The organism is Terriglobia bacterium, from assembly GCA_020072785.1.
Classification (GTDB): Bacteria; Acidobacteriota; Terriglobia; order Acidiferrales; family UBA7541; genus Acidiferrum.
Genome location: JAIQGG010000002.1, coordinates 232,635 through 258,976 on the forward strand (window position 1 = coordinate 232,635; position 26,342 = coordinate 258,976).

The 26,342-nt window shown below is 64.7% G+C and carries 24 protein-coding genes; 21 read left to right on the forward strand and 3 right to left on the reverse strand.

The window, feature by feature from the left end; translation table 11 throughout:
- The first annotated feature begins 26 nt into the window (after window positions 1–26).
- The 14 genes from LAN61_04315 (at window position 27) to LAN61_04380 (ending at window position 14,695) form a co-directional block, all read left to right on the forward strand.
- Complete coding sequence (locus LAN61_04315; protein MBZ5539729.1) at window positions 27–1,418, forward strand: FAD-dependent oxidoreductase; 1,392 nt, start codon at window positions 27–29, stop codon at window positions 1,416–1,418.
- Window positions 1,406–2,317, forward strand: coding sequence for a hypothetical protein (locus LAN61_04320; GenBank protein MBZ5539730.1), 912 nt, complete (start codon window positions 1,406–1,408; stop codon window positions 2,315–2,317). Before LAN61_04315 ends, LAN61_04320 begins: the two co-directional genes overlap by 13 nt.
- Window positions 2,318–2,331: 14 nt before the next feature.
- The gene (locus LAN61_04325; GenBank protein ID MBZ5539731.1) at window positions 2,332–3,135 is read left to right on the forward strand and encodes a hypothetical protein; all 804 of its coding nucleotides are present in this window, start codon (window positions 2,332–2,334) and stop codon (window positions 3,133–3,135) included.
- A gap of 7 nt (window positions 3,136–3,142) precedes the next feature.
- The gene (locus LAN61_04330; protein MBZ5539732.1) at window positions 3,143–5,047 is read left to right on the forward strand and encodes an FAD-dependent oxidoreductase; all 1,905 of its coding nucleotides are present in this window, start codon (window positions 3,143–3,145) and stop codon (window positions 5,045–5,047) included.
- Window positions 5,031–5,684, forward strand: coding sequence for a TetR/AcrR family transcriptional regulator (locus LAN61_04335; GenBank protein ID MBZ5539733.1), 654 nt, complete (start codon window positions 5,031–5,033; stop codon window positions 5,682–5,684). The genes LAN61_04330 and LAN61_04335 overlap by 17 nt, the downstream gene beginning before the upstream one ends.
- A 14-nt stretch (window positions 5,685–5,698) precedes the next feature.
- A complete protein-coding gene (locus LAN61_04340) occupies window positions 5,699–6,904 on the forward strand; it encodes an acyl-CoA/acyl-ACP dehydrogenase (GenBank protein MBZ5539734.1) in 1,206 nt (401 codons plus the stop codon).
- A 12-nt stretch (window positions 6,905–6,916) separates the two neighbouring features.
- On the forward strand, window positions 6,917–7,735 hold the full coding sequence (locus LAN61_04345) for a glucose 1-dehydrogenase (GenBank protein MBZ5539735.1): 819 nt from the start codon (window positions 6,917–6,919) through the stop codon (window positions 7,733–7,735).
- Between the two features lie 58 nt (window positions 7,736–7,793).
- Window positions 7,794–8,258 (forward strand): VOC family protein, encoded by a 465-nt coding sequence (locus LAN61_04350; GenBank protein MBZ5539736.1) that lies wholly within the window; start codon window positions 7,794–7,796, stop codon window positions 8,256–8,258.
- A 22-nt stretch (window positions 8,259–8,280) separates the two neighbouring features.
- Window positions 8,281–8,958, forward strand: coding sequence for a 3-oxoacid CoA-transferase subunit A (locus LAN61_04355; protein ID MBZ5539737.1), 678 nt, complete (start codon window positions 8,281–8,283; stop codon window positions 8,956–8,958).
- On the forward strand, window positions 8,948–9,625 hold the full coding sequence (locus LAN61_04360) for a 3-oxoacid CoA-transferase subunit B (GenBank protein ID MBZ5539738.1): 678 nt from the start codon (window positions 8,948–8,950) through the stop codon (window positions 9,623–9,625). Before LAN61_04355 ends, LAN61_04360 begins: the two co-directional genes overlap by 11 nt.
- 11 nt (window positions 9,626–9,636) lie before the next feature.
- On the forward strand, window positions 9,637–11,322 hold the full coding sequence (locus LAN61_04365; protein ID MBZ5539739.1) for a hypothetical protein: 1,686 nt from the start codon (window positions 9,637–9,639) through the stop codon (window positions 11,320–11,322).
- 176 nt (window positions 11,323–11,498) lie between these two features.
- Window positions 11,499–12,902 (forward strand): OB-fold domain-containing protein, encoded by a 1,404-nt coding sequence (locus tag LAN61_04370; protein MBZ5539740.1) that lies wholly within the window; start codon window positions 11,499–11,501, stop codon window positions 12,900–12,902.
- A gap of 151 nt (window positions 12,903–13,053) precedes the next feature.
- Window positions 13,054–14,223, forward strand: coding sequence for an acetyl-CoA acetyltransferase (locus LAN61_04375; protein ID MBZ5539741.1), 1,170 nt, complete (start codon window positions 13,054–13,056; stop codon window positions 14,221–14,223).
- Between the two features lie 73 nt (window positions 14,224–14,296).
- On the forward strand, window positions 14,297–14,695 hold the full coding sequence (locus tag LAN61_04380) for a PPOX class F420-dependent oxidoreductase (GenBank protein ID MBZ5539742.1): 399 nt from the start codon (window positions 14,297–14,299) through the stop codon (window positions 14,693–14,695).
- Window positions 14,696–14,714: 19 nt separating this feature from the next.
- Here the strand turns inward: LAN61_04380 and LAN61_04385 are convergent, their stop codons facing one another.
- Complete coding sequence (locus tag LAN61_04385; protein ID MBZ5539743.1) at window positions 14,715–15,362, reverse strand: hypothetical protein; 648 nt, start codon at window positions 15,360–15,362, stop codon at window positions 14,715–14,717.
- Window positions 15,359–16,762, reverse strand: coding sequence for a class II fumarate hydratase (gene fumC / locus LAN61_04390; GenBank protein ID MBZ5539744.1), 1,404 nt, complete (start codon window positions 16,760–16,762; stop codon window positions 15,359–15,361). Before fumC ends, LAN61_04385 begins: the two co-directional genes overlap by 4 nt.
- Before the next feature lie 789 nt (window positions 16,763–17,551).
- Between fumC and LAN61_04395 the strand changes: the two genes are divergently transcribed.
- From LAN61_04395 to LAN61_04425, 7 genes are all read left to right on the forward strand, one after another.
- Window positions 17,552–18,769, forward strand: coding sequence for a tetratricopeptide repeat protein (locus LAN61_04395; protein ID MBZ5539745.1), 1,218 nt, complete (start codon window positions 17,552–17,554; stop codon window positions 18,767–18,769).
- A 158-nt stretch (window positions 18,770–18,927) separates the two neighbouring features.
- Window positions 18,928–20,550, forward strand: a complete 1,623-nt coding sequence (locus tag LAN61_04400; GenBank protein MBZ5539746.1) for a chloride channel protein — start codon at window positions 18,928–18,930, stop codon at window positions 20,548–20,550.
- 165 nt (window positions 20,551–20,715) lie between these two features.
- Entirely contained in the window at window positions 20,716–21,792 is a 1,077-nt protein-coding gene (locus LAN61_04405) for a radical SAM protein (protein ID MBZ5539747.1), read from the forward strand.
- Window positions 21,793–21,895: 103 nt separating this feature from the next.
- Window positions 21,896–22,858 carry an ABC transporter ATP-binding protein gene (locus tag LAN61_04410; GenBank protein MBZ5539748.1) on the forward strand — a complete coding sequence of 321 codons (963 nt, stop codon included), beginning with the start codon at window positions 21,896–21,898 and terminating at the stop codon, window positions 22,856–22,858.
- The gene (locus tag LAN61_04415; protein ID MBZ5539749.1) at window positions 22,855–23,631 is read left to right on the forward strand and encodes an ABC transporter permease subunit; all 777 of its coding nucleotides are present in this window, start codon (window positions 22,855–22,857) and stop codon (window positions 23,629–23,631) included. Before LAN61_04410 ends, LAN61_04415 begins: the two co-directional genes overlap by 4 nt.
- A gap of 14 nt (window positions 23,632–23,645) precedes the next feature.
- Window positions 23,646–24,542, forward strand: coding sequence for a hypothetical protein (locus LAN61_04420; GenBank protein ID MBZ5539750.1), 897 nt, complete (start codon window positions 23,646–23,648; stop codon window positions 24,540–24,542).
- Window positions 24,543–25,018: 476 nt separating this feature from the next.
- Window positions 25,019–25,318 carry a hypothetical protein gene (locus LAN61_04425; GenBank protein MBZ5539751.1) on the forward strand — a complete coding sequence of 100 codons (300 nt, stop codon included), beginning with the start codon at window positions 25,019–25,021 and terminating at the stop codon, window positions 25,316–25,318.
- A 172-nt stretch (window positions 25,319–25,490) separates the two neighbouring features.
- Here LAN61_04425 and LAN61_04430 read toward each other — a convergent pair whose 3' ends face one another.
- The gene (locus tag LAN61_04430) at window positions 25,491–26,273 is read right to left on the reverse strand and encodes an SDR family oxidoreductase (GenBank protein ID MBZ5539752.1); all 783 of its coding nucleotides are present in this window, start codon (window positions 26,271–26,273) and stop codon (window positions 25,491–25,493) included.
- Window positions 26,274–26,342: the final 69 nt, after the last annotated feature.

Here is a 26,342-nt window from a genome sequence, read left to right on the forward strand (position 1 = left end):
CGCGAGCCGCAGGAGAATACCGCCGTATGGCGAAATACGACGTAGTCGTTCTGGGCGCAGGCGCTGCCGGGCTCGCGGCGGGCGCGCTGCTCGCCCGGCAGGGCAAGAAGGTCCTGGTCCTCGACCGCGACAAGCATCTCGGCGGCCGCGGCATGGCCGTGCCCTTCGAAGGCTACCGCCTCAATCTCGGCGGCCACCTCCTCGAGGACGACGGCTTCGGCATCACTAGGATCATCGACTACGTCGGCGGCAAGCTGGAACACGGACTCACCAGCCAGGGCATGCCCATCTGGCACGAAGGCGGCTGGAAAGCCATCCAGCAGCTCTATTCCACCGACAAGAACGAGCTGAAAAAAGTCATCAAGATCCTCTGCGACACCGAGTGGAGCGAGTTCGACAAGTTTGACCATCTCCCCCTGCGCACCTGGCTGCAGCAGCACACCAGCAGCGAAGGAGTCATCGCCCTCTTCGAATACGTGGCCATGGCCGAATGCCTCACCGAAAACTGGTGGGACCACTCCGCCAGCGACAATCTCTACGTCCGCAAGATGCACTACCTGCACAAGCGCATGGCCGGCTACTCCTGCTGGCCCGTGGGCGGCTGGCACGGCATGTTCAATCAGCTGGCCGACGGCCTCAAGCGCCACGGCGGCGAGTTGCTGATGGAAACCACCGCGCAGCGCGTGATTATCGAAAAGGGCCGCGTCAAGGGCGTGATGATCGAGCGCGGCGCACCAGCCATGATGACCGAAGCCTTCAACTGGGAAACCATCGAGTGCGACGCCGTCATCTCCACCCTTCCGGTGTGGAACGTCCTCAGCGTTGTCCGCCAGAAGGACCTGCCCGACTGGTACGTCACCCAGATCCACACCCTCGCCCAGGACGCCTACAAAGTCTGCTGGGTCGGCATGTACGTCGCCTGCCGCGAGCCCATCTTCACCGGCATCCATCCCACCGAGCTGGCTCTGTGGTTCGATGCCCCGCACAGCCGCCTGCCCGGCTGGGCCTTTCTCGCCACCGGCTACGACCCCTCGGTCGCCCCGGAAGGCACGCACCTCTACAACTGCGGCTTCGCCTTCCAGGGCACCCGTTCCCAGGAATGGTACGAGCAGAAATTCAGCGATATCGAGAAGGACCTCGCAACCTTCTACCCCAAGCTTTTTACCGGGAAGAACATCATCTGGAAGCGCCGCCATCTCGTCGCCAATCCGGCCTTCGGCGTCTTCCAGAAGCCCGGCCTGGTCGGCGTCTTCCGCCCCGATTACACCGCTCCCGGCGTGGAAGGCCTGTACTTCGCCTCGGAAACTTTCCGCTCGCGCGGCATCGGCGTGGACCGCGCGGCGCGCGCCGGGCTGACCTGCGTCGAAAAATATCTCGGCCAGCGCATTCCCGAATTTAAGGACTCGTGGCACGACTGATGCTCCCCGAACGCAAAAGCCTGGTGCTTGACGAACACGCCGCCGCGGCCCTGTTCCGCGACGGCATGACCATCGCCATCGGCGGCTTCATCAATTCCAGCCACCCCATGGCGCTTGTCCGCCACATCATCCGCCGCGGCATCAAGAACCTCACCGTGGTCGGCGCGGCCTCCGGCGGCCTGGATCTCGACCTGCTCATCGCCGCCGGCTGCGTCAAGAAGCTCGTCACCACCTACATGGGCGGCGAGCATTACTGCCCGGTCGCGCCATTCTTCCGCATCGCCGCGCAGCGCGGCGAGCTGGACATTTTCGAATGCGACGAAGGCATGTTCTACTGCGCCCTGCGCGCCGCCGCCCAGCGTTTGCCCTCCAACCCCTGGAAGGCCGGCATCGGCACCTCCTTCCCGGAGATCAACCCCGAGATCAAGGTTTATAACGACCCGGTCAGCGGCGAGCCCATGCTGGCCATCCCGGCCATCAAGCCCGACCTGGCCATTATCTACGCCGCGCACTCCGACGCCTTCGGCAATGTCCAGCATATCGGCACCGGCTTCGGCGACCGCGCCATGTGGCGCGCAGCGGAGAAGACCATCGCCCAGGTCGAGCGCATCATTCCCAACGAGGAAGTGCGCAAGAATCCCCTGGCCACCTCCCTCGTCGGCGTGGACGGCGTGGTGCGCGCTCCCTACGGCTCGCATCCCTTCGCCGCTCCCGGTTACTACATCGAGGACGGGGAACACATCCGCGAGTACGTGGATGCCGGCAACGCCTTCGCCAAGAAGGGCGATCGCGGGCCCATCAACGCCTATCTGGAGAAATACATCCTCAAACCCAAGACGCACGAGGAGTATCTGGAAACGATCGGCATCCGGCGGCTGATTTCGCTGCACGAGTACTGAGAAGGGAAGCGGCCTTGGCAGGAAACACCACACTGGCGAAGGACTTCACCATCAAGGAGCTGCTGGCGACGTTTGTCTCCCGCCAGGTGCGCGACGGCGAGCGCGTCGCCGTCGGCGCCGGCTTGCACGTTCCCCGCGCCGGCATTCTGCTCGCCCATCTCACGCGCTGCCCCAACGTCCGCCTCTACGTGGTCATGACCTTCACCAGTCTGCTCAAAGAGCCGCGCATGGAGCCCTTCTACACCGTCTACGACTACCGCCCCGCGAAGTGGGCCGAGGGCTTCATCCTCCACGACGATTTCCAGGAAGATCCGCGCCTCGTCTCCGACACCTTCGTCGTCGGCGGATTGCAAATCGACAAGTTCGGCAACTCCAACCTCATCGGCGTCGGCAAGGACTACAAGCACCTCGATTTCCGCGGCCCCGGCGCCGTGGGCACCCTCTCCATGGCCCACTATGTCGACCGCTACTACCTCTTCGTGCAGTCCCACGACAAGCGCATCTTCGTCGACAAGTGCGATTTCATTTCCACCGTGGGCTGGGGCCAGGGCGGCGCCGACGGCCGCTCCAAGCTGGGCATCCCGGGCAGCGGCCCCGTCTACTGCATCACTCCGCTGTGCATCATGGATTTCGACGAAACGACCAAGCGCATGCGCCTGAAGAGCGTGCACCCCGGCGTTTCCGTGCAGCAGGTCGTCGACAACACCGGTTTCGAGCTGCTCCTTCCCAAAGACGTGCCCGTGACCGAAGGGCCGGCCGAAGAAGAGCTGCGCACGCTGCGCGAGCGCATCGACATTGAAGGCATGCTGAGGAAGTAAGGAAAAATTGAAACTTTTCGAGCCCATTTCGTTCGCCGGCCTGCACGTGAAAAACCGCGTGGTCATGCCCCCCATGGGCATGGGCTATTGCCACCCGGACGGCAGCGTCTCCGATCGCGTGGTGAACTACTACAAACAGCGCGCCGCCGGCGGCGTGGGCATGATCGTCGTCGAAAATTGCATCGTGGATCCCGACGTTCTCGGCGTCGGCCCGGAGCTCAATCTCTTCGACGACAAATTCATTCCCGGCCTGGCCCGCGTCGTGGACGTTGCCAAGCCCTTCGGGTCCACCATCGGCCTGCAGCTCAATCACATGGGCCGCCAGACCACCCTCGGCAAGCCCGTGGCCCCCAGCCCCATCGCCATCTCCGAGCGCGGCCCCGTGCCCCGCGTCCTGAATAAAGAAGACATCCGCTACGTCGTCGACGAATTCGTTTCCGCCGCCCGCCGCGGGCAGAAGGCCGGTTTCGAGTTCATCGAAATCCACGGCGCGCACGGGTATCTCGTCTGCGAATTTATCTCGCCCCTTTCGAACCGCCGCGACGACGAATACGGCGGCGACGCCGACCGCCGCCTGCGCTTTCCCCGGGAGATCGTCCAGGGCATCCGCCAGGTCTGCGGCGAGCGCTTTCCCATCCAGTTCCGCATTTCCGGCTGCGAGTACGTTCCCGGCGGTCTGACCCTCGCCGACACCGCCTACGTTTCGCAGAAGCTGGTCGAATTCGGCGTGGCCTCCATCAGCGTTTCCGCGGGCAACTGGCAGACCCTCAAGTACATCATGGCTCCCATGTTCATGCCGGCGGGTCTCATCGCCGGCGACGCCGCGAAGATCAAGCAGGCCGTCAGCGTTCCGGTGATCGCCGTCGGCCGCATCCACTCCCCGGACCTCGCCGAAAAAATCCTTAGCGCGGGCCAGGCCGACATGGTGGCTGTCGGCCGCGGCCTGATCGCCGATCCCGACTGGGCGAAAAAAGCGGAAGAGGGCCGCGCCGGCGATGTCCGCCCGTGCATCTCCTGCAACACCTGCGTGGACTTCGTTTCCCGCGCTTTGGAAGTAAAGTGCACGGTGAACGCCGGCCTCGGCCGCGAGTACGAATTCGAGATCGAGCCCACGCCCCATCCCTACCGCGTGCTCGTGGCCGGTGGCGGCCCCGCGGGCCTCGAGGCCGCGCGCGTCGCGCGCCTGCGGGGGCATCACGTCACCCTCGTCGAGCGCGACACCCGTCTCGGCGGCAAGCTGCACCTCTCCGCCGCCGCACCTTCCAAAAAAGAAGTGAACTCTTTTACTGATTTTCTGAGTCGTCAAGTGTATAAACTGGGCGTTCACGTGCTCCTTGGAGAACAGCTCAACCGGGACTCCCTGCTGGCCCTCCAGCCCGAAGTCGTCCTGCTGGCCACCGGCAGCGTGCCGGTGGTGCCCCCCATTCAGGGCGCGCAGCAGCCCCATGTCGCTGTGGCTGAAGACGTGCTCCTCGAGCGCGTGCCGGTCGGCAACCGCGTGGTCATCGTCGGTGGCGGCGGCACCGGCTGCGAAACCGCGGAGTGGCTCATCGAGCGCGGCCACAAAGTAACCGTCATCGAGATGATGTCGCACATCGGCCTCAACATCGAAGCCATCTCCCGCCGCTGGATGTACTACGAGTTCAAGAAAGCCGGCGTCAAGCTGCTCACCAAGTGCCGCGTCCTGCGCATCGAAGCCGGCCAGGTCATCTACGCCGACGAACAGAAGAAGGAATTCGCCGAGCCCTGCGACAGCGTCATCATCGCCCTCGGCTATCGCCCGAACGACAGCATGGCTTTCTGTGAAAATGACGGTTTTCCCGTCCCGGTCTATCGCATTGGGGATTGCGAGCGCCCCGGGACCATCCTGGATGCAGTTACAGCGGGGGCTAACCTTGCGGCAAAAATCTGATCGCACACCAGCGGCCACGGCATCTCTGCGCGCGCGCCAGCTCGACCGGCCCCGCCCGCGCTCCAAATCCGGCGGCCGCCTCGAGGAAGTGCTCAACAGCGCGGCCAAGATCTTTTTCTCCAAAGGTTTTCACGGCACCACCATCGAGGACGTCGCCCGCGACGTCGGCATGCTCAAGGGCTCCCTCTATTACTACATCAAGTCCAAGGAGGACCTGCTCTACCAGCTCCTCTTCGCCGTCATCGAGCAGGGCGATGCGTACATCGCCAAGAACATCGATCCCGCTGGCGATCCCGTGGTGCAGCTCCGCCGCGCCCTCGAGGCCCAGATCGATTACATCATCCAGAACCGCGTGCGCGTCGGCCTCTTCCTCCACGAATTCGACACCCTCTCCGGAAAGCGCCAGTACAAGGTCGTCGCCGTGATGACCCGTTACAACAACCGCTTCGTCGAACTCGTGCGCCGCGGCCAGCAGCAGGGAAAATTCATGGAGGGCGATCCCATCCTCCTCGTCAACGGTTTCCTCGGCATGATCAACTGGATCTATCGCTGGTTCCATGCCGACGACCCCACCGAGCCCGCGGAGATCAAGCGCGTTTTTGTCCAGATCATCATGAAGGGATTGTCCAAGTCCTAAGGAGAAGAAACATCATGTCGGACCAAGCACTTGCTGCACAGTTGGCGGAGCCGGGAAATCTGAGCTTCGATCTCGGCAAGGAAAAAGAGTTCCTCCGCAAAAATATCCGTGCGCTCGTCGAGCGCGAGGCCCCGCCCGAATACGCCCGCGAGATGGACGAAAAGGAAGAGTTTCCCCACAAGATCTGGAAGGCCCTGGCCGAAGGCGGCTTCCTGGGCATCCCCATCGCCGAAGCCTACGGCGGCGCCGGCGGCGACGTCCTCGACATGACCATCGTCGTCGAGGAGCTCGCCCGCCGCAGCGGCTCCATCGGCCTCACCTTTTTCATGTCCAGCTGTTTCGGCGCCAAGACCCTGCAGCTCTGCGCCAGTGAAGAGCAGAAGCGCAAATATCTCCCGCTTCTGGCCCAGGGCAAGATCATGTTCTCGCTCTCTCTCACCGAGCCCGACGGCGGCACGGACGTTCTCGGCGCCATGAAGACCAACGCCGTCGACAAGGGCGACCACTTCCTCCTCAACGGCCAGAAGGTCTGGACCACCAGCGCCAACGTCGCCGACTACCTCATCGTCGTGGCCCGCACCAACGACAAGGTCGCCAAGAAGGCCGACGGCATCTCCGTCTTCCTCGTGGACAAGAACGCCCCCGGCGTCAAGCTGCGCAAGCTTGACAAGCTCGGCATCCGCGCCACGCAGTCTTTCGAGATCTTCTACGACAACGTCAAGGTCCCCCGGGAAAACCTCCTCGGCGAAAAGGACAAGGGCTTCTACCAGATTCTCGGCATGCTCAATAACGAGCGCATCCTTACCGCCGCCCTCTGCCTCGGCGAGGCCCAGGCCGCTTTCGACGACGCCCTGCAGTACGCCAAGGAACGCAAGGCTTTCGGGCGGCCTATCGGCCAGTTCCAGGCCATCCAGCACAAGATCGCCTGGATGCGCACCAAGGTCGAACTCATTCGCCTGATGACCTACAAGGCCGCTTGGCTGCAGTCCATGGGCCGTGACTGCGCCATCGAAGCCAACATGGCCAAGCTCGTCGCCGCGGATTTCGGCGGCGAAGTCACTGACGGCGGCATGCAGGTCTTGGGCGGCTACTGCTACAGCCGCGAGTACGACATGCAGCGCTACTGGCGCGACATCCGCCTTCACAAGGTCGGCCCGGTCAGCGACGAGATGATCCTCAACTTCATCGGCGAGCGCCTCGGCCTCCCGAAGAGCTACTAGTCCGTGCCAGGCATGCAACCCCTCGACGGCAAAGTCGCCATCGTCACCGGCTCCGGGCGCGGCATCGGCCGCGCCACGGCGCTGGCTCTCGCCGTTGCCGGAGCAAAACTCATCATCAACGACCTCGACGAAGAGCCCGCGCGGCAAGCCGTCGAGGCCATCCGCGCCGCCGGCAGCGATGCCCTCATCGCCCTCGGCAGCGTGGCCTCCCCGGAAGTCGCCGCGGCCATGGTCGAAGCCGCCCACGCCAAGTGGGGCCGCCTGGACATTCTCGTCAACAACGCCGGCCTCACCCGCGACGCCATGCTCCACCGCATGACCGACGAGCAGTTCACCCTGGTCATGGACGTCGTCGTCCGCGGCAGCTTCAATATGACCCGCGCCTGCGCCGCCAGCTGGCGCGACGCCGCGCGCGTCGAAGAAGCCGCCGGCCAGCGCGTGCATCGCAAGATCGTCAACGTCTCCTCCATCACCGGCATCCACGGCGCCGTCGGCAACGCCAATTACGCCACCGCCAAGGCCGCGCTCATCGGCCTGACCAAGGCTTCCGCGCGCGAGCTCGCTCCCTCCCTCGTCAATTGCAACGCCGTCGCTCCCGGCATCATCGACACGCGCATGACCGCTGCCCGCGAAACCAGCGAAACGCCCGGCCTCGGCATTCCCGCCGGCGTTCGCGACAAAATCATCGAGCGCATGCCCTTCGGCCGCATCGGCACTCCCGGCGATGTCGCCGATGCCATCGTCTTCCTCGCTTCGCCCGCCTCCGACTTCATCACCGGACAGGTGCTGCAGATCGACGGCGGCATGGAATTCATCGACGTAGTGGGATAAGCGCCGCGCTGCGATTCCGCATTGCGCCGCGGCGCAATCCATCGAAAGGGAAGCTGCCATGCCAAAGGTTAAATTCGACCACGTCTCCTTCCTGGTTCGCGACCTGAACGCCACCATCAAGGACTACCAGCAGATGCTCGCCGTGCTCGATCCCGAGCAGGGCAAGCAGATCGTCTGGGGGGAGGGCGTCGAGCAGGGCTACAAGCTCCGCTGGGCCACTTTCGTCAACCCCAACGGCGCCGCCCTGCAGTTCTTCGAGAGCGAGAACCCCTACGACCTCAAGCTGCTGGAAAAATACGGCGAGAGGGTGCACCATATTGCCTTCACCTCGGACGACATCCAGAAGACGGTGAGCGACCTCGACAAGGCGGGCATCCCGCTGACCAGCAAGGAACTCTCCGGTCCGGGCAACATGCCGTGGCTCAAGTGGACCTTCGTGCCCCCGAAAAAGGCCCACGGCGTCCTTATCGAAGTCGCCACGCGCTACAAGGTGGAAAACGGCCAGTGGGTGAAGGACTATTGATCCCCGGCAGGACACGCGCCCGATGAAACAGAAGATCTATCCGACACTCGATGCCGCTGTCGCCGATATTCACGACGGCGCGACCATCATGTTTGGCGGCTTCGGCGGCGCCGGCTTCCCCAACAATCTTATCCAGGCCCTCGCCCGCAAGGGCACGCGCAACATCACCGCCATCAGCAACAACTGTGGCACCAACGAAGGCGAGCTCAGCCAGCTCTTCAAGACCAGGCAGATCAAGCACATGATCGCTTCCTTCCCCGGCCCCCGCTCCCTCTACTTCCAGGAGCAGTTCGCCAAGGGCGAGGTCACCGTGGAGCTGAATGCCCAGGGCATTCTCTGCGAACGCATGCGCTCCGCGGCTTCCGGCATCTACGGCTTCTACACCGCCGTCGGCGTGGGCACCGAAGTGGCCATCGGCAAGGAAGAACGCGTCATCAACGGCCGCCGCGTCATTCTCGAAATGCCCCTGGCCGCCGACTACGCCCTGATCAAGGCCGAAAAGGCCGACGGGCTCGGCAATCTCGTCTATCGCAAGGCCGCCCGCAATTTCAATCCCATCATGGCCATGGCCGCTAAGACCACCATCGTGGAAGTCGAGGAGATCGTTCCCGTGGGTGCGCTCGACCCTGAAGTCATCGTCACTCCCTCGATCTTTGTGCACCGCATCGTTCAGGCCAAGGGGATTCGTTATGCCGGATAAACCGCGCCTTTCCCGCGAACAGATCGCCCAGCGCGCCGCGCAGGAGCTGCCCGACGGCGCCTACGTCAATCTCGGCTGGGGCATTCCCAACCTCATCGCCAACTTTCTCCCCAAGGGCATCACCGTCTACTTCCACAGCGAGAACGGCATTCTCGGCATGGGCGCGCGCGCCAAGCCCGGCGAAGAGGACTACGACGTCGTGGACGCCATGAAGGTTCCCGTCACCCTGCTTCCCGGCGCCTCCTTCTTCCACCAGTCCGACGCCCACCTCATGACCCGCGGCGGCCACCTCGATGTCGCCGTCATGGGCGGCCTGCAGGTCGCCGAAAACGGCGATCTCGCCAACTGGAAGGTTCCCGGCCAGAAAGGCTCCGGCGGAATCGGCGGCGCCATGGATATCGCCACCGGCGCGCGCAAGCTCATCATCTGCATGGAGCACAACACCAAGGAAGGCGCGCCCAAGGTCGTCAAGAAGCTCACCTATCCGCTCACCGGCTTGGCCTGCGTCAAAATCGTTGTCACCGATCTCGCCGTCATCGACATCACTCCCGAGGGCATGGTTCTCCGCGACGTTGCCCCGGGCTGGACCCCCGAAGAGGTGCAGCGGCACACCGAAGCGCGCTTGATCGTCCGCGGCAGCGTCCCGGAAATGCGCCTGGGAGCTTGACGAGGACCCCCGTGCCCGCGCGCCTCACGAAAACGCTCTCTCTTTCCGAAGCCGCCGCGCGCATTCCGGACGGCGCCACCCTGGCTCTCGGCGGCCTCTCCTATTTCAACGCCCCGATGTCCCTGGTCCGCGAACTCATCCGCCGCAACGCCAGAAATCTCACCCTCATCACCGCCGCCGTCACCGGCATCCAGGCCGATCTGCTCATCGCCGCCGGCTGCGTCCGCCGCATCCTCACTCCGTACATCGCCTTCGAGGAGCTGGGCCTGGCCCCGGCCTTTCGCCGCGCCGTCGAAAAGCACGAAATCACGCTCGTCGAAATGGGCGAAGCCTTTCTCGCCTTCGGCCTGAAGGCCGCGGCAAGCGGCGCGCCCTATTACCCGCTGCCCCTCGCGCTGGCCGCTTCCGATTGCGTGCGCCACAATCCCCTCTACCGCGTCGCCCCCGATCCCTTCAGCGACCGCGACGTCCTCTGCGTCCCCGCGCTTATCCCGGACTTCACCCTGCTCCACGCGCAGATCAGCGACGAATTCGGCAACCTCGTTCTGGCTCCCGCCGCTTCCATGGACGTTCTGCTCGCGCGCGCCTCCCGCCGCGTCCTCGCCACCTGCGACGAACTTCACGAAAGCGAAGCCATGATCCAGGCCGATCTCCAGGCCGCCGTTCCCGGCGCTTTTGTCGCCGGCGTCGTGCACCTCCCCGGCGCCGCACGTCCTACGTCCAGCCCCGGCCTCTACGGCGTGGACCGCGCCGAATTCAAGCGCTACACCGCGGCCATGAAGGGCGATGAAACCCGCCGCAGCTACTTCGCCGCCTGCGCCGGCGCCGCCGTGAGCGAAGCCGATTATCTCCGCTCGCGCGGTGCGCTGCCCCCGGAAGATTCCGCGCCTCCCGCCGCCGCGCCCGCTCCGCTCGACGCCCCCGCTTCCAAGGCCGAGCTCATCGCCGTGGTCCTTGCCCGCGCCGTACGCGACGGCGAATTCACCGCCGCCGGCACCGGCTGCTGGGAAGTCGCCGCCGGCCTGCGCCTTGCGCAACTCACGCACGCCCCCAACCTCACCTTCACGCTTGGCGGCACCGCCGCCGTCAATCACCGCTTGCCCTATCTGCCCGTCTCCATCAACACCGAGCAGGCCCTCGTCGCCTGTGAGGCGCGCATCGAGCTGGATGACCTCTTCGATCTCGAGCTCGCCGGACAGTTCGACGTCATGTTCGCCAGCGGCCTGCAGATCGACCGCTACGGCAACCTCAACCTCACCTGCATCGGCCCTTACGACCAGCCCGTTTTCCGCGGCCCCGGCGCCGTCGGCCTCGAATTCGCTCCCCGCGCCAGGCGCATCGTCGCTTTTTTCCGCCAGCACACCAAAAACATCTTCGTCGAAAAAGTCGATTTCGTTTCTGGCATCGGCTACGGCACGGGCCCCGGCAGCCGCGCCCAGTGGGGCATTCCCGATTCCGTCGGCCCCAGCTTGGTGGTCACCAATCTCGCCGTTCTGGATTATGATCCCCAGACGCAGCAGATGCGCCTCCAGTCCGTGCATCCCGGCGTGAGCATCTCCGAGATCCTGGCCAACACCGGTTTCGAGTTGCACGTGCCCGCGTCCGTGCCCGAAACGCCGCTGCCGGCGCCCGAAGAGTTGCGCCTGCTGCGCACCGAAATCGACCGCGGAGGCATGCTCCGCAAATTGATTCCGTAGCGGGGTGCGTGCAACCCCCCGCGTTGTCATTCTGAGCGCGTCTTTTGCGCGAAGAATCTCAACTGTTCGATTCACGCAGGCGCTGAGATCCTTCGGCAAACTTCGAAGGTTCGCATCAGGATGACAACACCAAAGCAGTTGATCGGCATCGCTGAAGCAACGACGAGGGGTCAAGCATGATCGGCATCACTGCATTCTCCGCAGTCATCCCCGCCTACCGCGTGGCGCGCGATACCATCGCCGCCGCCTGGGAAACTCGCTCGCTCGGCGGGCGCCTGGCCGCCCACCGCTTCGACGAAGACTCGCTCACCCTGGCCGCCTCTGCGGCCCAGGATTGCCTGGCCACGCTGCCCGGCAGCTCCGCCGGCGGCCTCTACTTCGCCACCACCACTGCGCCCTTTCTCGAGCGCCTCAACGCCGGCCTCATCGCCGCCATCCTCGATCTCCCCCCGGACGTGCGCACCGCCGACTTTGGCAATTCGCTCCGCGCCGGTCTCTTCGCTCTGGGCGCCGCCACGGACGCCGTCGCCGCCGGCCGCTCGGACAATATCGTCGTTGCCGCCGCCGACACCCGCGACGCCGCCGCGGGTGGCGATGAAGAGCAATATTACGGCGACGCTGCCGCCGCCATCGCCATCGGCAAGGACAACGTTCTCGCCGAGGTCGTCACCCGCGGCGGCGTCTACGACGATTTCCTCGAGACCGTGCGCCGCGACCGCGATCCCTACGTCACCAGCTTCGCCTCTAAATTCACCACCGACCGCGGCTACCTCCGCAGCATGCCCGCGGCCATTCAGAAAAACCTGCAGAACGCCAAGCTCGAGCCCGCGCAGATCGCCAGACTCGTTCTCTCCTCCCCGGACAAGGGTGCGCACCTGGCCCTGGCCAAGAAGCTCGGCTTCCAGCCTGCGCAGTTGCAGGACACCGGATGGGAGCAAATCGGCGCCACCGGCACGGCCATGCCCCTGCTCCTGCTGGCCGCCGCTCTCGAATCCGCCAAGCCCGGTGACTACCTCCTCGTGGCCGGGCACGGCGACGGCGCTGGCGCCATGATTCTTCGCGCCACCGACGCCCTGGCAAAATACCGCCCGCGGGTCACCTTTGCCGCGCAGCTCGCCGCCGGCATCGAATTCCGCTCCTACGCCAAGTGGCGCAAGTCTCGCGACTACCTCCGCGAACAGGGCGAGACCCTCGAAATTTCCAACGTCTTCTACGCCAAGGAAGAGTCCCAGAACGTCCGCCTGCGCGGCGTGCAATGCGGCCACTGCGGCACCCGCCAGCTTCAGCACCAGCAGCTCTGCCCCAAGTGCAGCAAGAGCGACGCCATCCAGGAAGTTTCGCTCGCCCGCACCGGCATCGTATTTACCTATTCCGTGGACCAACTCTTTCCCTCGCCCTTTCCTCCGACGGCCATGGCCGTTGTAGACCTCGAGGGGGGTGGCCGCATCTATTGTGAAGTGGTGGACTGCGACCCGGGCAAGGTCCAGATCGGCCTCCCCGTCGAACTGACCATTCGCCGGCTCAAGGAAGGCGGCGGCCTCCATCACTATTACTGGAAGTGCCGCCCCAAACGCTTTTAGGTGACACACGCCGGCGCCCCGAACGTTTGTAGCGCTTGGCTTGGCAAGATTTAAGCGCGTGTCATCCGGAGGGGCCCCGAGCCTCTCGGGGACCCGAAGGATCTCAACTTTCAATGTTTGGCATTACCGCTGTTGCCCCCGGGAGGTTTTCATGGACGCTTCCATTCGCGACAAAGTCGCCGTCATCGGCGTCGGCTGCACCAAGTTCGGCGACCTCGTCGACCAGAGCCTCGCTGACCTCATGGTCGAAGCCGCCACCGCCGCCTGCTCCGACGCCGGCGTCGGCCTTGACGAACTCGACGCCGCCTGGCTGGGCACCTTCTCCCCCGGGATGAACGGCGGCAAAGCCACCATCACCCTCGCCGACGCCCTGCGCTTCCACGGCCGCCCCATCACCCGCGTCGAAAATTACTGCGCTACTGGCACCGACGCCTTCCGCAACGCGGTCATGGCCGTGGCCTCCGGCCAGGTCCGCATGGCCCTCGTCCTCGGCGCGGAAAAATTGAAGGACCGCCCCGTGCGCGGCCTGCAGCGCGAAGGCATCGACCCCTTTCTCGAATACGGCACGACCGCGCCCGGCATGTTCGCTTTGGCCGCCAACCGCTACATGAACACCTACGGCGTGAAGCGCGAATCGCTCGCCAAGGTCGCCGTGAAAAATCACGCCGCCGGCGCCCTCAATCCCAAGGCCCACTTCCAGATGAAGGTCACCGAGGAGCAGGTCCTCAAGGCCCAGATCATCGCCTATCCCTTCGGCCTCTTCGATTGCTGCCCGACCACCGACGGCGCCGCCGCCGCCATCATCTGCAGCGTGGAAACCGCGCGGGCCCTCGGCAAGCCGCTCATCACCGTCAAAGGCATGGGCCTCGCCGTGCGCACCGGAAAGCCCTTCCTCGATCCCACTTGCGACTACGTCGGCTTTCCCGCCACCCAGGAAGCCGCCGCGCAAGCCTATAAGGCCGCCGGCGTCAAGGACCCCGCAAAGGAAATCAGCTTCGCCGAAGTCCACGACTGTTTCACCTGGACCGAGATCACCAACTACGAAGACCTGGGCTTCTGCAAACTCGGCGAAGGCGCAAGATTCGTCGAAGAAGGCCACAGCGCCCTCGGCGGCAAACAGCCCGTCAACCCCAGCGGCGGCCTGAAATCGTTCGGCCATCCCGTCGGCGCCACCGGCGTGCGCATGGTTTACGAAATAGTAACGCAACTCCGCGAGCAGGCCGGCGCGCGCCAGGTCCAAAACGCCCGCCTCGGCTTGGCCCACAATCTCGGCGGCCCCGGCGCCGTTTCCTGCGTCCTGCTCCTCGGCCGCGACACGTAGCGGCCCAGCTTGCGGCGCCCGCTCCGCTCCGTGGTAAAGTGCAGGAGACATACAAGCCGCACGGAGGATACGCATGGCACAGAGCATTCCCGAATCGCACGTCAGTCTGCTGAAGAAGCCCGTCTTCGCGCATTTCGTCACGCTAATGAAGGACGGCAGCCCGCAGAGCACGCCGGTGTGGGTGGAATATGACGGCACGCACGTGCTGGTGAATTCCGCGGTCGGCCGCATCAAGGATCAGAACGTCCGCCGCGATCCGCGCGTGGCGCTGTCCCTGACCGATCCGGAGAACCCCTACCGCTATCTGGAGATCCGCGGGCGCGTCGTGGAGATCACCCAGAAGGGCGCCGACGAACTGATCGACAAGCTGACGTTCAAATATCTGGGCAAGGAAAAGTATCCTTTCCGCCAGCCCGGCGAGCAGCGGGTCACCTACAAGATCGCGCCGGAAAAGGTCGTCGCGCGCGCCTAGGCGCGGCGGCGCAAATATTTCAAAGGCGCGCGGCGACGCGGGCCACGATTTTGCCGCCGGGCGCGCGCACGATGATCACCAGGTGCTCGGCCAGCGATACGCCGCCGCTGGGCACCACGCAGTGGAACTTCCAGACGAAACGCTCCGGCAGGCTTTGGGCATCGAGGGCGTCCAGCGGCTGGACGCGTTCCACGGAAACGGTCCTGTCGCGGACAGCGTTGATGGCGCGCAGCTGCAATTCGCGCTTCCAGTAGAGGGCAATCCGCAGGCCGTTGATCCATTCGCGCGTCAGATATTTGCGCGGGCCGCCGCTCTCGATATTTTCCGGGCAGGGAAAATCGCGCACCAGGAAATTCAAGTGCAGCTCCCCGGGATACTGCGAAACCCGCGCGCCGCCACGGCGGTATTCGGCGCCGTCCGGGCCGTCCCTCCTCTGTAGCCCCACGAAAAAATCCGCCGCCGTCAGCAGTCCCTGCAGGCGCAGGCAGGGGCCGCCGGGTACCCCGCCGTCGGTGATGAACGGCACGCCGCGCTGGGGGCTGCCAGCGTTTTTCGGAGGCGGAATTGCGGCGGCGGCGTGCGCCGCGCCGCACAGCAGAAGAAGCAGGCCGAGCAGGCCGCTCCCGCGGCGGGAAAACAGGCCGCGGAGCGTCCCGCTGCGGATCACGGGTGGGTCATCTCCTCCGGGCGGACCAGCTTGTCGAACTCTTCGCCCGTCAGGAAGCCGAGCTTGATGACCGCTTCGCGCAGGCTGAGGTGCTCGTGATGCGCAGTGTGCGCGGCCTTGGCGGCTTTGTCGTAGCCGATCTTCGGCGAGAGCGCAGTGACCAGCATCAGCGAATTCTTGACGTAGTGATCGATCTGCTTGCGGTTGGCTTCGATCCCAACGGCGCAATGATCCACGAAACTGTTGCAGACGCCGGCGAGCAACTCGACGGAGTGCAGGTAGTTGAAGATCATCACCGGCTTGAAGACGTTGAGCTCGAAATTGCCCTGGGAGCCGGCGAAGCCGATGGCCGCGTCGTTGCCCATCACCTGCACGGCGGCCATGGTCATGGCCTCGGACTGCGTAGGGTTCACTTTGCCCGGCATGATGGAGGAGCCCGGCTCGTTTTCCGGCAGTGAGAGTTCGCCGAGGCCGCAGCGCGGGCCGGAAGCCAGCCAGCGAATGTCGTTGGCGATCTTCATCAGCGAGGCCGCGAGAGTTTTCAGCGCGCCGCTGGCGAAGACGATCTCGTCATGCGCGGAAAGCGCGGCGAATTTGTTGGGATGCGAGCGGAAGGGCAGGCCGCTCAGCTCGGCGATTTTCCGGGCGGCGCGCTCGGCGAATTCCGGGTGGGCGTTCAGCCCCGTGCCGACGGCGGTGCCGCCGATGGCCAGGTCGTAGAGCCCGTCGAGCGCCTGCTCGAGGCGTTTGGCGTCGCGCTCCAGCAGGCTCACCCAGCCGGAAAATTCCTGGCCGAGGGTGAGCGGCGTGGCGTCCTGCAGGTGCGTGCGGCCGATCTTGACGATGCCGGCGAACTCCCTGGCTTTCGCGTCCAGGGCGTCGCGCAATCGCTTCACCGCGGGGAGCAGGCGCCGCGAGGTCTCCGTGGCGGCGGCGATGTGCATGGCCGTGGGGAAGGTGTCGTTGGAGGACTGCGACATGTTCACGTCGTCGTTAGGATGGATGGGCTTCTTGCTGCCCAGCACGCCGCCGGCGATCTCGATGGCGCGGTTGGAGATCACTTCGTTGACGTTCATGTTGGTCTGCGTGCCGCTGCCGGTCTGCCAGATGCGCAGCGGGAAATGGTCGTGAAGCTTTCCGGCGATGACTTCGTCGGCGGCCTGGGCGATGAGCGTGGCTTTTTCGGCGGGGAGCTTGCCGAGGTCCTGGTTCACCAGGGCGCAGGCCTTTTTCAGGAGGCCGAAGGAGCGGATCAGCTCGGGGGGCATGGTGTCCTTGCCGATGGCGAAGTGGATCAGGGAGCGCGCGGTCTGCGCGCCGTAGTAGCGGTCGGCGGGCACTTCCATCTTGCCCATGCTGTCGGTTTCGGTGCGTGTGGGTACGCCCTTGGGCGGCGTCATCTCGGCCATCGGAGGCTCCTTCGCGGGAATGGGGTGGTGCGGGCTAAGTTTAGCAGCAAACCCAGACGGGAGGCAGGGAGGGGAGGAAGCAAGGAGACAGGGTAGGGGAAGGATTTCGGGAAGAGATACCCCCCACCCCCGTTGTTTTTGCAAAGAGTGCGGGAATGCCTGATTTTGAAGGGGTTGCGGCGCGCTCCTGTTTTTGGAAGAGCGTAAGAGCGGCAAATAAAGGAGTTACAAACGCACAGTTTTGGTGAAAGAGCGAAGAGTGCGGAAGCGCAGGACTCCAAAGGAGTTAGATGAGCAGGGTAGTAGTGGCCGAGGATTGGCAAGGTGCGGCTGGAGCGGGTCGGCATAAACGCCATATGTTATCATATAAGTACTAAGTGTCAATTGATTACTGGTAAATGGTTTGTCTGCTGCGGGATAGCGGGGTGTCTGTTCGAATTGGCACCGGGAAAAATGGGGGAGCGCGTATTTCTGCGACAAAGAGTACGGCGCCCAGCAACAGTCAAGAACCCCACACGCCCCGGCTGGGTCAGGGTAAACGCCACCCGCGTATCGTGCAGCCGCGACCACCTTCCAGCGGACAAATCAGAGAAGACAAGAGGCCGGGCTAAAGCCCGGCCTCTACATAGTAAAGGCAGGATGGCTGGGTAAATCCGATGATGCCGCGGCAGGAACGGGCACGGAAGGGAGGCAGCACTATTTGCCCGGTCCGCGCACGCAGGGGTGCAGACGCGCACAAAATCCCGTATGATAGACAGGAATGTATCGCATTACGACACAATGACACCGCCTCTCCAATGTCCCCGCTGTGGCCGGCTGCTGACGAGGGAAGGCGCTGCCTGCCCGGAGTGCACTTCGCGGTTCGAGCAGTGGCGGCGCTCGCGGGCCACCTTCGTCCTGTTGAGTGTGCTGCTTCTGGCGCCGCTCTTTGCGATCACCGGAGGAATTGTGCGCCTGTACCATGCGAAGCAGCAGGCCCTGGCGAACGAATGGAGCCGCCGCGGAAATACGAGCCTCGCGCAGGGGCGTTCCCAAGAAGCCCTCGAGGAGTTTCGCAACGCCCTGCACTATGCGCCGGAGAGTTCAGATTTGCAGCTCGCGCTGGCCCGCGCGCTCTACCATGAAGGACGCCTCGAGGAAGCGGAGAGTTACCTCCTCAGCCTGCGCACCACGAACAGCGAAAATCCGGAGGTCAGCCTGGAGCTGGCCCGCGTGCTCGCGGCCCGCGGTCAGATTGACGAAGCCGTCCGCCGTTTCCACGAAGCCATTTACGGAAACTGGTCCGGGCGCTCCAAGCAGAGCCGGCTCGCGGCACGCAGCGAACTCATCGGATTGCTACTCGCCGAGAACCGGCGGGAGGAAGTCCGCGCGGAATCCCTCGCGCTCTCGGCCGAGTATCCGTTCGACCCCGCGGTTCACGAGCGCGCGGGAGACTATCTCGAACGCACCGGCAATCCGCGCAGCGCCCTCCAGGAATATCGTGGCGCTCTGAAGCTGGACCCGAAGTTGCCAGGGGCATGGGCAGGGGCTGGGCGCACGGCCCTCGCGCTGGGAGAATTTGCCACCGCGCAGCGCGATCTGAAGAGCGCCGAGCAGGCGGGCGAGGGAGATGGCATGCTGGCGTTGACCCGGGCCGTGGCTGCGCGCGGCGCCGCACTGGATCCCGTCCGTGCAAATCTGGCTCCGGAGGAGAGGCGCCGCCGCATCCTGCACATCTTTGAGATTGCGGAGGCCCGCGCGCAGTCGTGTTTCCCGAGTGTTCTGGCGCGGAAGAAAGACGCGCTTCCCGCGGACCTCGAACCGCTCGCCACGACCCGCAGGGCCCTCCCCGCAAAAATCACCGAGCTTGCTCTGCGGCGAAACGAGACGCTGGCTGGCCAGGCTCTCGCCTGGGCGTATGCCACTGAAAAACTGGCCCGCACACGCTGCGGCCCGGGCGAAGCCGCGGACCAGGCGCTGCTGCTCCTGGCGCAGCGGGAACACGAGGGGGAGCCGTGAGCGATCCGCCGCAAAACAACGGGGCACCGGCGGCCCCGGGCCGGCTCGACACTCTTCTGCGCACGAGCCGGGAATTCCGGCTTTCCGAGGAACAGCTTTTTCTTCTGCTGGCGGTGCTGATCGGCACGTTCGCGGGAATCGCCGTGGTCGGTTTCCGCATGGCTATCGAATGGAGCCGTTTGTGGCTGCTGGGCTCGGCGGAGAGTCCGTCCGTGTTGCGTGTGCTTCTCGCGCCGTCTTTGACCGGTCTCTTCGCAGCCATCCTAGTGACGCGCTATTTCCCGCACGTCCGCGGCAGCGGCGTCAATCAGACCAAGACCGCCGTGTACATTTCAGACGGCTACATCCCCTTTCACACTGTTTACGGCAAGTTTTTTCTGTCCTCGCTGGTTATCGGCGGCGGGCACTCGCTGGGGCCCGAAGACCCTTCGCTGCAGATCGGCGCGGGGCTGGCCTCCGCGCTGGGCCGCCGGCTGCGGCTTTCCCGGGAGAAGCTGCGGCTGATCGCGCCGGTCGGCGCCGCGGCAGGGCTCGCGGCGGCTTTCAACTCACCCATCGCCGCAGTGCTCTTCGTGATCGAAGAGATCATCGGAAAGTGGAGTTCGGGGATCCTCGGCGCAATCGTGCTTTCCGCGGTTTCCGCGGTGGTCGTGATGCGCAGCTTTCTGGGCACGGAGCCGCTTTTCCGAATTCCCGCGTTCCATCTCGCGCACCCCGCCGAGCTGCTCGGCTACGCCTTCCTTGGCCTCGCGGGCGGAATTTTCTCTTTGTTCTTTGTCCGGCTGGTGGTCTGGCTGCGTTCGCAACTGCGCCGCCTGCCTCCCTGGACGGAATATATCCAGCCTGCGGTGGCGGGCCTTCTGCTCGGCGTCATCGGACTCTGGCTGCCGCAGGTTCTCGGCGCGGGCTACGACGTCATGGACCAGTCCATGCATGGCCGGTATATCTGGCAGTTTCTCGCGTTGCTGGCACTGGCGAAGGTGCTGGCCACGAGCCTTTCGCTTTCGAGCGGGGCCCCCGGCGGCATGTTCGCGCCCACGCTCTTTGTCGGGGCGATGCTCGGCGGCGCGGTCGGCGGCATCGAGCATCATTTCTTCCCGGCACTGACAGGCACGGTCGGCGCCTATGCCCTGGTCGGCATGGGCACGCTTTTTGCGGGATTCCTCCGCGTGCCGATGACCTCGGTCTTTATGGTGCTGGAAGTCAGCGGCAATTACTCGATCATCCTGCCGGTGATGATCTCGAACACCATCGCTTACTTGATCTCGCTGCGCTTCCAGCCGACCCCCGTCTTCGACTTGCTCGCGCGGCAGGACGGGCTCGATCTTCCGTCCCTCGAAGAGGTGCGCGAGGAGGAGGCGCACCGCGTGGAAGACGCCATGCGAACACCGGACTTCGCCCCGCTGCACGGAGAAGAGAGCGCTTCCCAGGCGCAAGTACAACTCGCGCAGAGCACGAGTCTTTGGCTGCTATTGCATGACCGCGAGAGCGGCTGGCACCTCGTTTCGCGCGAGGGCCTACTGGCGAAGCTGGCCGCGGCGCCCCCGGGCCTTCCGCTTGCGGAGGTTTTCGCTCCGCGTCCGGTTCCGGCCGTGTATCCCGACCAGAGTCTGGAAACTCCTCTTCGCCACATGGGAGAGTGTCCGTTTCTCCCGGTTGTGCACCGCGCGAACCCGGCCCGCCTGGTGGGGATTATTTCCCGCGACGATATCCTGCGCACCTATGCGCGGCCGGCGGGACCAGCCGGCTCATCTTCCGGGACGGAGAGCGGCCACGCCTGACGGACGAGCCCGGCGTGTGCCTAGCGGTCACGTTGCCGAACCCGGAGCGCCGGGTCTGCTGTTTGGGTATACCGGCAGCCGACTACGGTATAATTTGGCAGGGCAAAATCCCGGAACATTTTTGGGCAGGGTATAAGCAGGGAACAGGCAGGGCATAGGCGGGGCATGAAACAGGGGTACGGCAAATCGGGGGCATCGTTGCAGGTGTGGTTCTGGCGCGCGTTGCGCTTTTTCTATACGCGGGCGCGGGAGCTGCGCATGATCGCGAAGGCGCTGCTCTTCACCGGTCATCCGGTGCTGGTGCACATCATCCCGACGCGGCGGTGCAACCTGGCGTGCACGTACTGCAACGAGTTCGACGACGTGTCCAAGCCGGTGGCGCTGGAGGAGATGAAGCGGCGGCTGGACTATCTGGGGGCGATGGGCACGTCGGTGATCACCATCAGCGGCGGGGAGCCGCTGCTGCACCCGGAGATCGAGGAGATCATCCGGCACATCCGGCGGCACGGGATGATCGCGGGGATGATCACCAACGGCTTCCTGCTGACGAAAGAGAAGATCGAAAAGCTGAACGCAGCGGGGCTGGAGCACCTGCAGATCAGCATTGATAACACGACGCCGGACGAGGTGTCCAAGAAGAGCCTGAAGACGCTGGACCAGAAGCTGGGGCTGCTCGGGAACCACGCCTATTTCCAGGTGAACATCAATTCGGTGCTGGGCAGCGGGGTGAAGGACCCTGAGGACGCGCTGCGCATCGCGCATCGCGCCGTGGACCTGGGGCTGACCAGCACGGTGGGGATCATCCACGACCACAAAGGGCAACTGAAGCCGCTGGGGCCGCGGGAGATCGAGATTTTCGAAGAGATCATGAGGCTGGGGAAGCGCTCGTTTTCGCGGTTCAACGGCTTCCAGCACCGGGTGGCGCGCGGGAAAGTGCACGACTGGCGCTGCCGCGCGGGTTCGCGCTACCTGTACATCTGCGAGGACGGCCTGGTGCACTGGTGCTCGCAGCAGCGCGGCTATCCGGGGATTCCGCTGGCGCAGTACACGGCGGAGATGCGCCGCCGCGAGTTTCAGACGGAAAAGTCGTGCGCGCCGCAGTGCACGGTTTCTTGCGTGCAGCAAGTGGGCATTCTGGACAACTGGCGCGCGCCGCAGAAACTGAAGCCGCTGGCGCCGCAAGCGGCGCAGCCCGGACTGGTGAACATCTCATCGCCGTCGTCTTCCCCGCAACCGCGCTGAGGCCGCGGGCCTTCCCCTGGAGCGCTTTTCTGCCTTTGCCGTTCCCGCACAGGTGCACAGCAGTTCGATTGACGGCGGGGCAGTAACTCCGAAGAATAGAGCCATGCCGGGTCCTGCGATTGAAATCGAAGGTCTGACGAAAGACTATCCCGTCGGCTTCTGGCTGGCGAAGAAGAAGCGCTCGCTCGACAACCTGACGATGCAGGTGGAGCGGGGCGAGGTCTTCGGGTTCCTGGGGCCGAATGGCGCGGGCAAAACCACCACCCTCAAGCTGCTCATCGGGCTGATTTTTCCCACGGCGGGCACGGCGCGCATTCTGGGCAAGCCGGTTTCCGACGTGGGCATGCACCGGGAGATCGGCTACCTGCCGGAGCAGCCCTACTTTTACGACTATCTGACGGCATACGAACTGCTGGATTACTTCGCGCGCTTCCATGACCTGACGGCGGCGGACCGGCGCGAGCGCGTCGAGCGGCTGCTGAAGAAGGTGGGGCTGGAGACGGCGCGGAAAATCCAGCTGCGCAAATATTCGAAAGGGATGCTGCAGCGCGTGGGGCTGGCGCAAGCCATCGTGCACAACCCGCAGGTGGTGATCCTGGACGAGCCGATGTCCGGGCTGGACCCCGTGGGGCGGCGCGAGGTGCGCGACATCATTCTGGAACTGAAGCGCGACGGGCGCACCGTGCTGTTTTCCACGCACATCCTGAGCGACGCGGAGATGCTCTGCGACCGCGTGGGGGTGATCGCCGGCGGCACGCTGCGCGGCGTGGGCGCTCCGGGAGAGATCGTGGGGATGAAGGCGAAGGGCATGGAGATTTTGTTCGAGCTGCCGGGCGGGAGCGGCAGCAGCGCCGCGGCCATTGTGGCCCAAGCGACGCAGACCGGGAACCGCTACCGCATCGAGGTGCCCGAGGAGGAACTCTTCGGCGCGCTGGAGCAACTGCGCGGCGCGGGCGGGCGCATCCTTGCGGTAGCGCAGGTGAAAGCGACGCTGGAAGATTATTTCCTGGAGCTGGTGGGGGCGGAGGGCGCGCAAGCCGCCGCGGTGGAGGTATCCGGGCGATGAAGCACGCGGGGATCGTGGCCTGGAACACGTTTCGGGAGGCGGTGCGCGACCGGGTGCTCTACAACCTGGTGTTTTTCGCGCTGCTGATGATCGCCTCGGCCATCCTGGTGGGGCAGATCTCCATCGGCATCGAGGACGTGGTCATCGTGAGCCTGGGCCTGACGGCCATCTCCCTGATCGGCCTGCTGATGGCCGTGTTCATCGGCGTAGGGCTGGTGTACAAGGAGATGGACAAGCGCACGCTGTATGCGCTGCTGGCCAAACCGGTGCATCGCTGGGAGTTTCTGCTGGGGAAGTTCGGCGGGCTGCTGCTGACGCTGACGGTGAACACGCTGGCGATGGCCGCGGGGCTGTTCGGAGCGATGCTGCTGGTGCAGCATGCGCTGAAGGCCGCGGACGTCTCCGTGCTGATCGCCGTGTACTTCATTCTGCTGAAGCTGGCGATTGTGGTGGCGCTGGCGCTGCTGTTTTCCTGTTTCACGACGCCGCTACTGGCGATCTTGTTCACCACCGGGCTGTATGTGACCGGGATCTTCGCGCAGCAGATCCGCACGTTCGGGAATATCACGGGGAACCGGGCGCTGGATGCGGTGGCGGCGTGGATTTCCTACCTGCTGCCGAATTTCGAGAATTTCAACGCCATCGCTTTGGCGGCGCACCGGGAAACGATTCCGGCGGCGCTGGTGCTGCAGAACACGGTGTATGCCGGGATCTATTGCGCGATCGTGCTGGCGGCGGCTTCCGTGATTTTCTCGCGGCGCAATCTGAAGTGAGGCGATGCCAGGGCATGACTTCCCGCAAACCCATTGCCGTGCTGCTCCTGGTGGTGCTGCCGATCGGCTTCGCGGCCGTCTGGGGGCTGCAGAAGAGCCTGGACCGGCAGCTGGCCGCCGTGCACCAGGAGCGGGACGACCTGGTGCTGCGCTCCGGGCGGCTGATGAAGGTGCTCAGCCTGGAATACGGGACGTTTCTCGCGGATCTGTATTGGACGCGCGCGGTGCAATATTACGGCGACAAGCACGCGCGCGCGGATGCGAATTTCGATCTGCTCGCGCCGCTGCTGGATCTGACCACGACGCTGGACCCGCACCTGGTGGTGGCCTACCGTTTCGGAGCGGTATTCCTCTCGGAGCCCGCGCCACGCGGCGCTGGCCGCCCCGAGCAGGCCGTGGAGCTGATCCAGCGCGGTATCGCCAGCAATCCCGAGCAGTGGCGCCTGTGGCAGGACCTCGGCTTCATCTATTACTGGGAGCTGCGCGACTATCCCAAGGCCTCCCAGGCATTTCTGGAGGGCAGCAAGCGTCCCGGGGCGGCCATGTGGATGAAGGTGCTGGCCGCGAAGGTGGCCGAAGAGGGGCGCTCGCGCGGGGTCTCGATGTTTCTCTGGGCGCAGATTCACGACTCCACGAGCGATCCGCTGATCCGCAAAAACGCCTTGAATCACCTGCAGACGCTGCGGGCCGAAGAGGACCGCGAGCACCTGGATGAACTGGTGCAGCAGTTCGTGCAGCGCTTCCGGCGCGTGCCGCAGACGGTGCAAGAGCTGGTCAGCGCGGGGCTCCTGCCGGGTATCCCGGTGGACCCGCAGGGCTATCCCTACGTGCTGGGGCCGGATGGCAAATCGCGGCTGCATCCCAAGAGCCCGCTGGCCGCCGACCAGCCCGGCAAAGCCGCTGCGCGCTGAGTGTTACGGACGCCCCCTGATAAATTGGCAAGACGCACCGCGTGCGCGGAACGGGAGATGCGCGAGCGCGATTTACGCGGGCGGAGTGCGATTCCCCGGCCTCTGAATCTCAATAAGATACTGGCTCAGAACAGCTTATGGTTAACCATCTCCCCCCTGTCCGGAAGTACAGGTCGGCGTTGAGAGGGCCAGCAAATGGCAAGCGAAACTTGGCATGCCGGTTGGCCAATATGTAACCTACTGAAAAATAATGACTAAAACCGCTCCGAAGTGAAACAGACGGGTACTAGGAGATTGGTTGGGGGACCAAAATGTGTCTTTTGTACCATCGCCAAAGGGACCCCATATGCTGTCCAATGGGTCAGGCGCGACTTAAGCAGAGTAGGAAGTCCGGGGCGCGCTTCCAAATAGATAAAGAGAACCAAGCGGGACAGCACTCAGACATCGAGAAGTCGGGACTGGAGCCGGGAATCGCGATGAAGACAAAGGATAAGGGCCGGAAGTGGATGTGGTTTTTTCTGGTGGTTGGGGCAGGGTTGCAGTCGTACGCCGTGCGGGAACTGGTGACGGTGTTTGCGCTGTTTGCCGTGGGCTTTGCCGCGCTGGCGCTGGTGGCGGCGGGCGGATACGTGACGTACCGCGGGCTGGAAGCCGGAGTCGCGCAGGTGGCGCGGCTGGCTGCACCAGTGGTTGCCACAGTGCCGCGCGGGCTGGGTTTTGCGGAGGAGCTGGGCCGCCGTGCGATCGGCCGGCCAGGCTCGGAAGCGGCGCGGTAACGAGTTTCTACGGCCCGGCAGAGCAGGCTCCTTGGGATTGGCGTTCCGAGAGCTGAGACGTGCCGGTCGTGAATAAACAGTAAGAAGAAAAGAGGTCAATCGCTGCTCGCGGCGGTTGGCCTTCTTCTATTGGGGCGGGTGATTTACGCCCAAGACCAGCCTGGACAGGGCGTCAGTAGAAGGCGGCGCCGCCGTCGACGTTGAGGGACTGGCCGGTGATGGCGCTGGACTGGCTGGAGCAGAGGAAGAGGGCGGCGCGGGCGATTTCCTCGGCGGTTTGCGCGCGGCCCTGCAGGAGGCCGTTCAGAAAACCCCGCAGTTGTTCTTCTTCGTTCACGCCCAGGCGCTTGGCGAGGTCCGCGCCGAGCTCCCGAGACATGCGCGTTTCGGTGACCGGGCCGGGGCAGATGGCGTTGACGCGCACGCCCTTGCGCGCGGCTTCGGCGGCGGTGACGCGGGTGAGGCCGAGCAGGCCGGCCTTGGCCGCGGCATAGGCCGAACCCCAGCTGAACGCGGCCTTCGCCGAGAGGCTGGACATGTTCAGGATCACGCCGGAGCCGCGCGCATACATCTCCGGCAGGACGAGCTGGCTGAGGAGGAAGGCGCTGCGCAGGTGGACGTTGAGGACGGCGTCGAAAGCGGCCAGCGGGTAGTCCTCGACGGGGAGGACTGGGCCGTAGTGGCCGGCGTTATTGACGAGGATGTCGATCCTGGAGAATTGGGCGCGGGCGGCGGCGACGAGCTTTGCGCCGTCGGCTTCGCGCGTCAGGTCGGTGGTGGCGTAGGCGGCGCGGTAGCCGGCGCGGGTCAGTTCGCCGGTTGTGGCTTGGAGTTCCGATTCCGTGCGCGCAGTGAGGAAAACGGCGGCGCCTTCTTCGGCAAAGCGTCGTGCGATGGCGCGGCCGATGCCGCGGCTCGAGCCGGTGATGAGAGCGACCTGGTCTTGGAGAAGCATGAGAAAGAGAGGATAGAGGCAAGGAACCAGGGAAGCAAGGAGGTAAGGAAGTAAGGAGAGAGAGGGCGC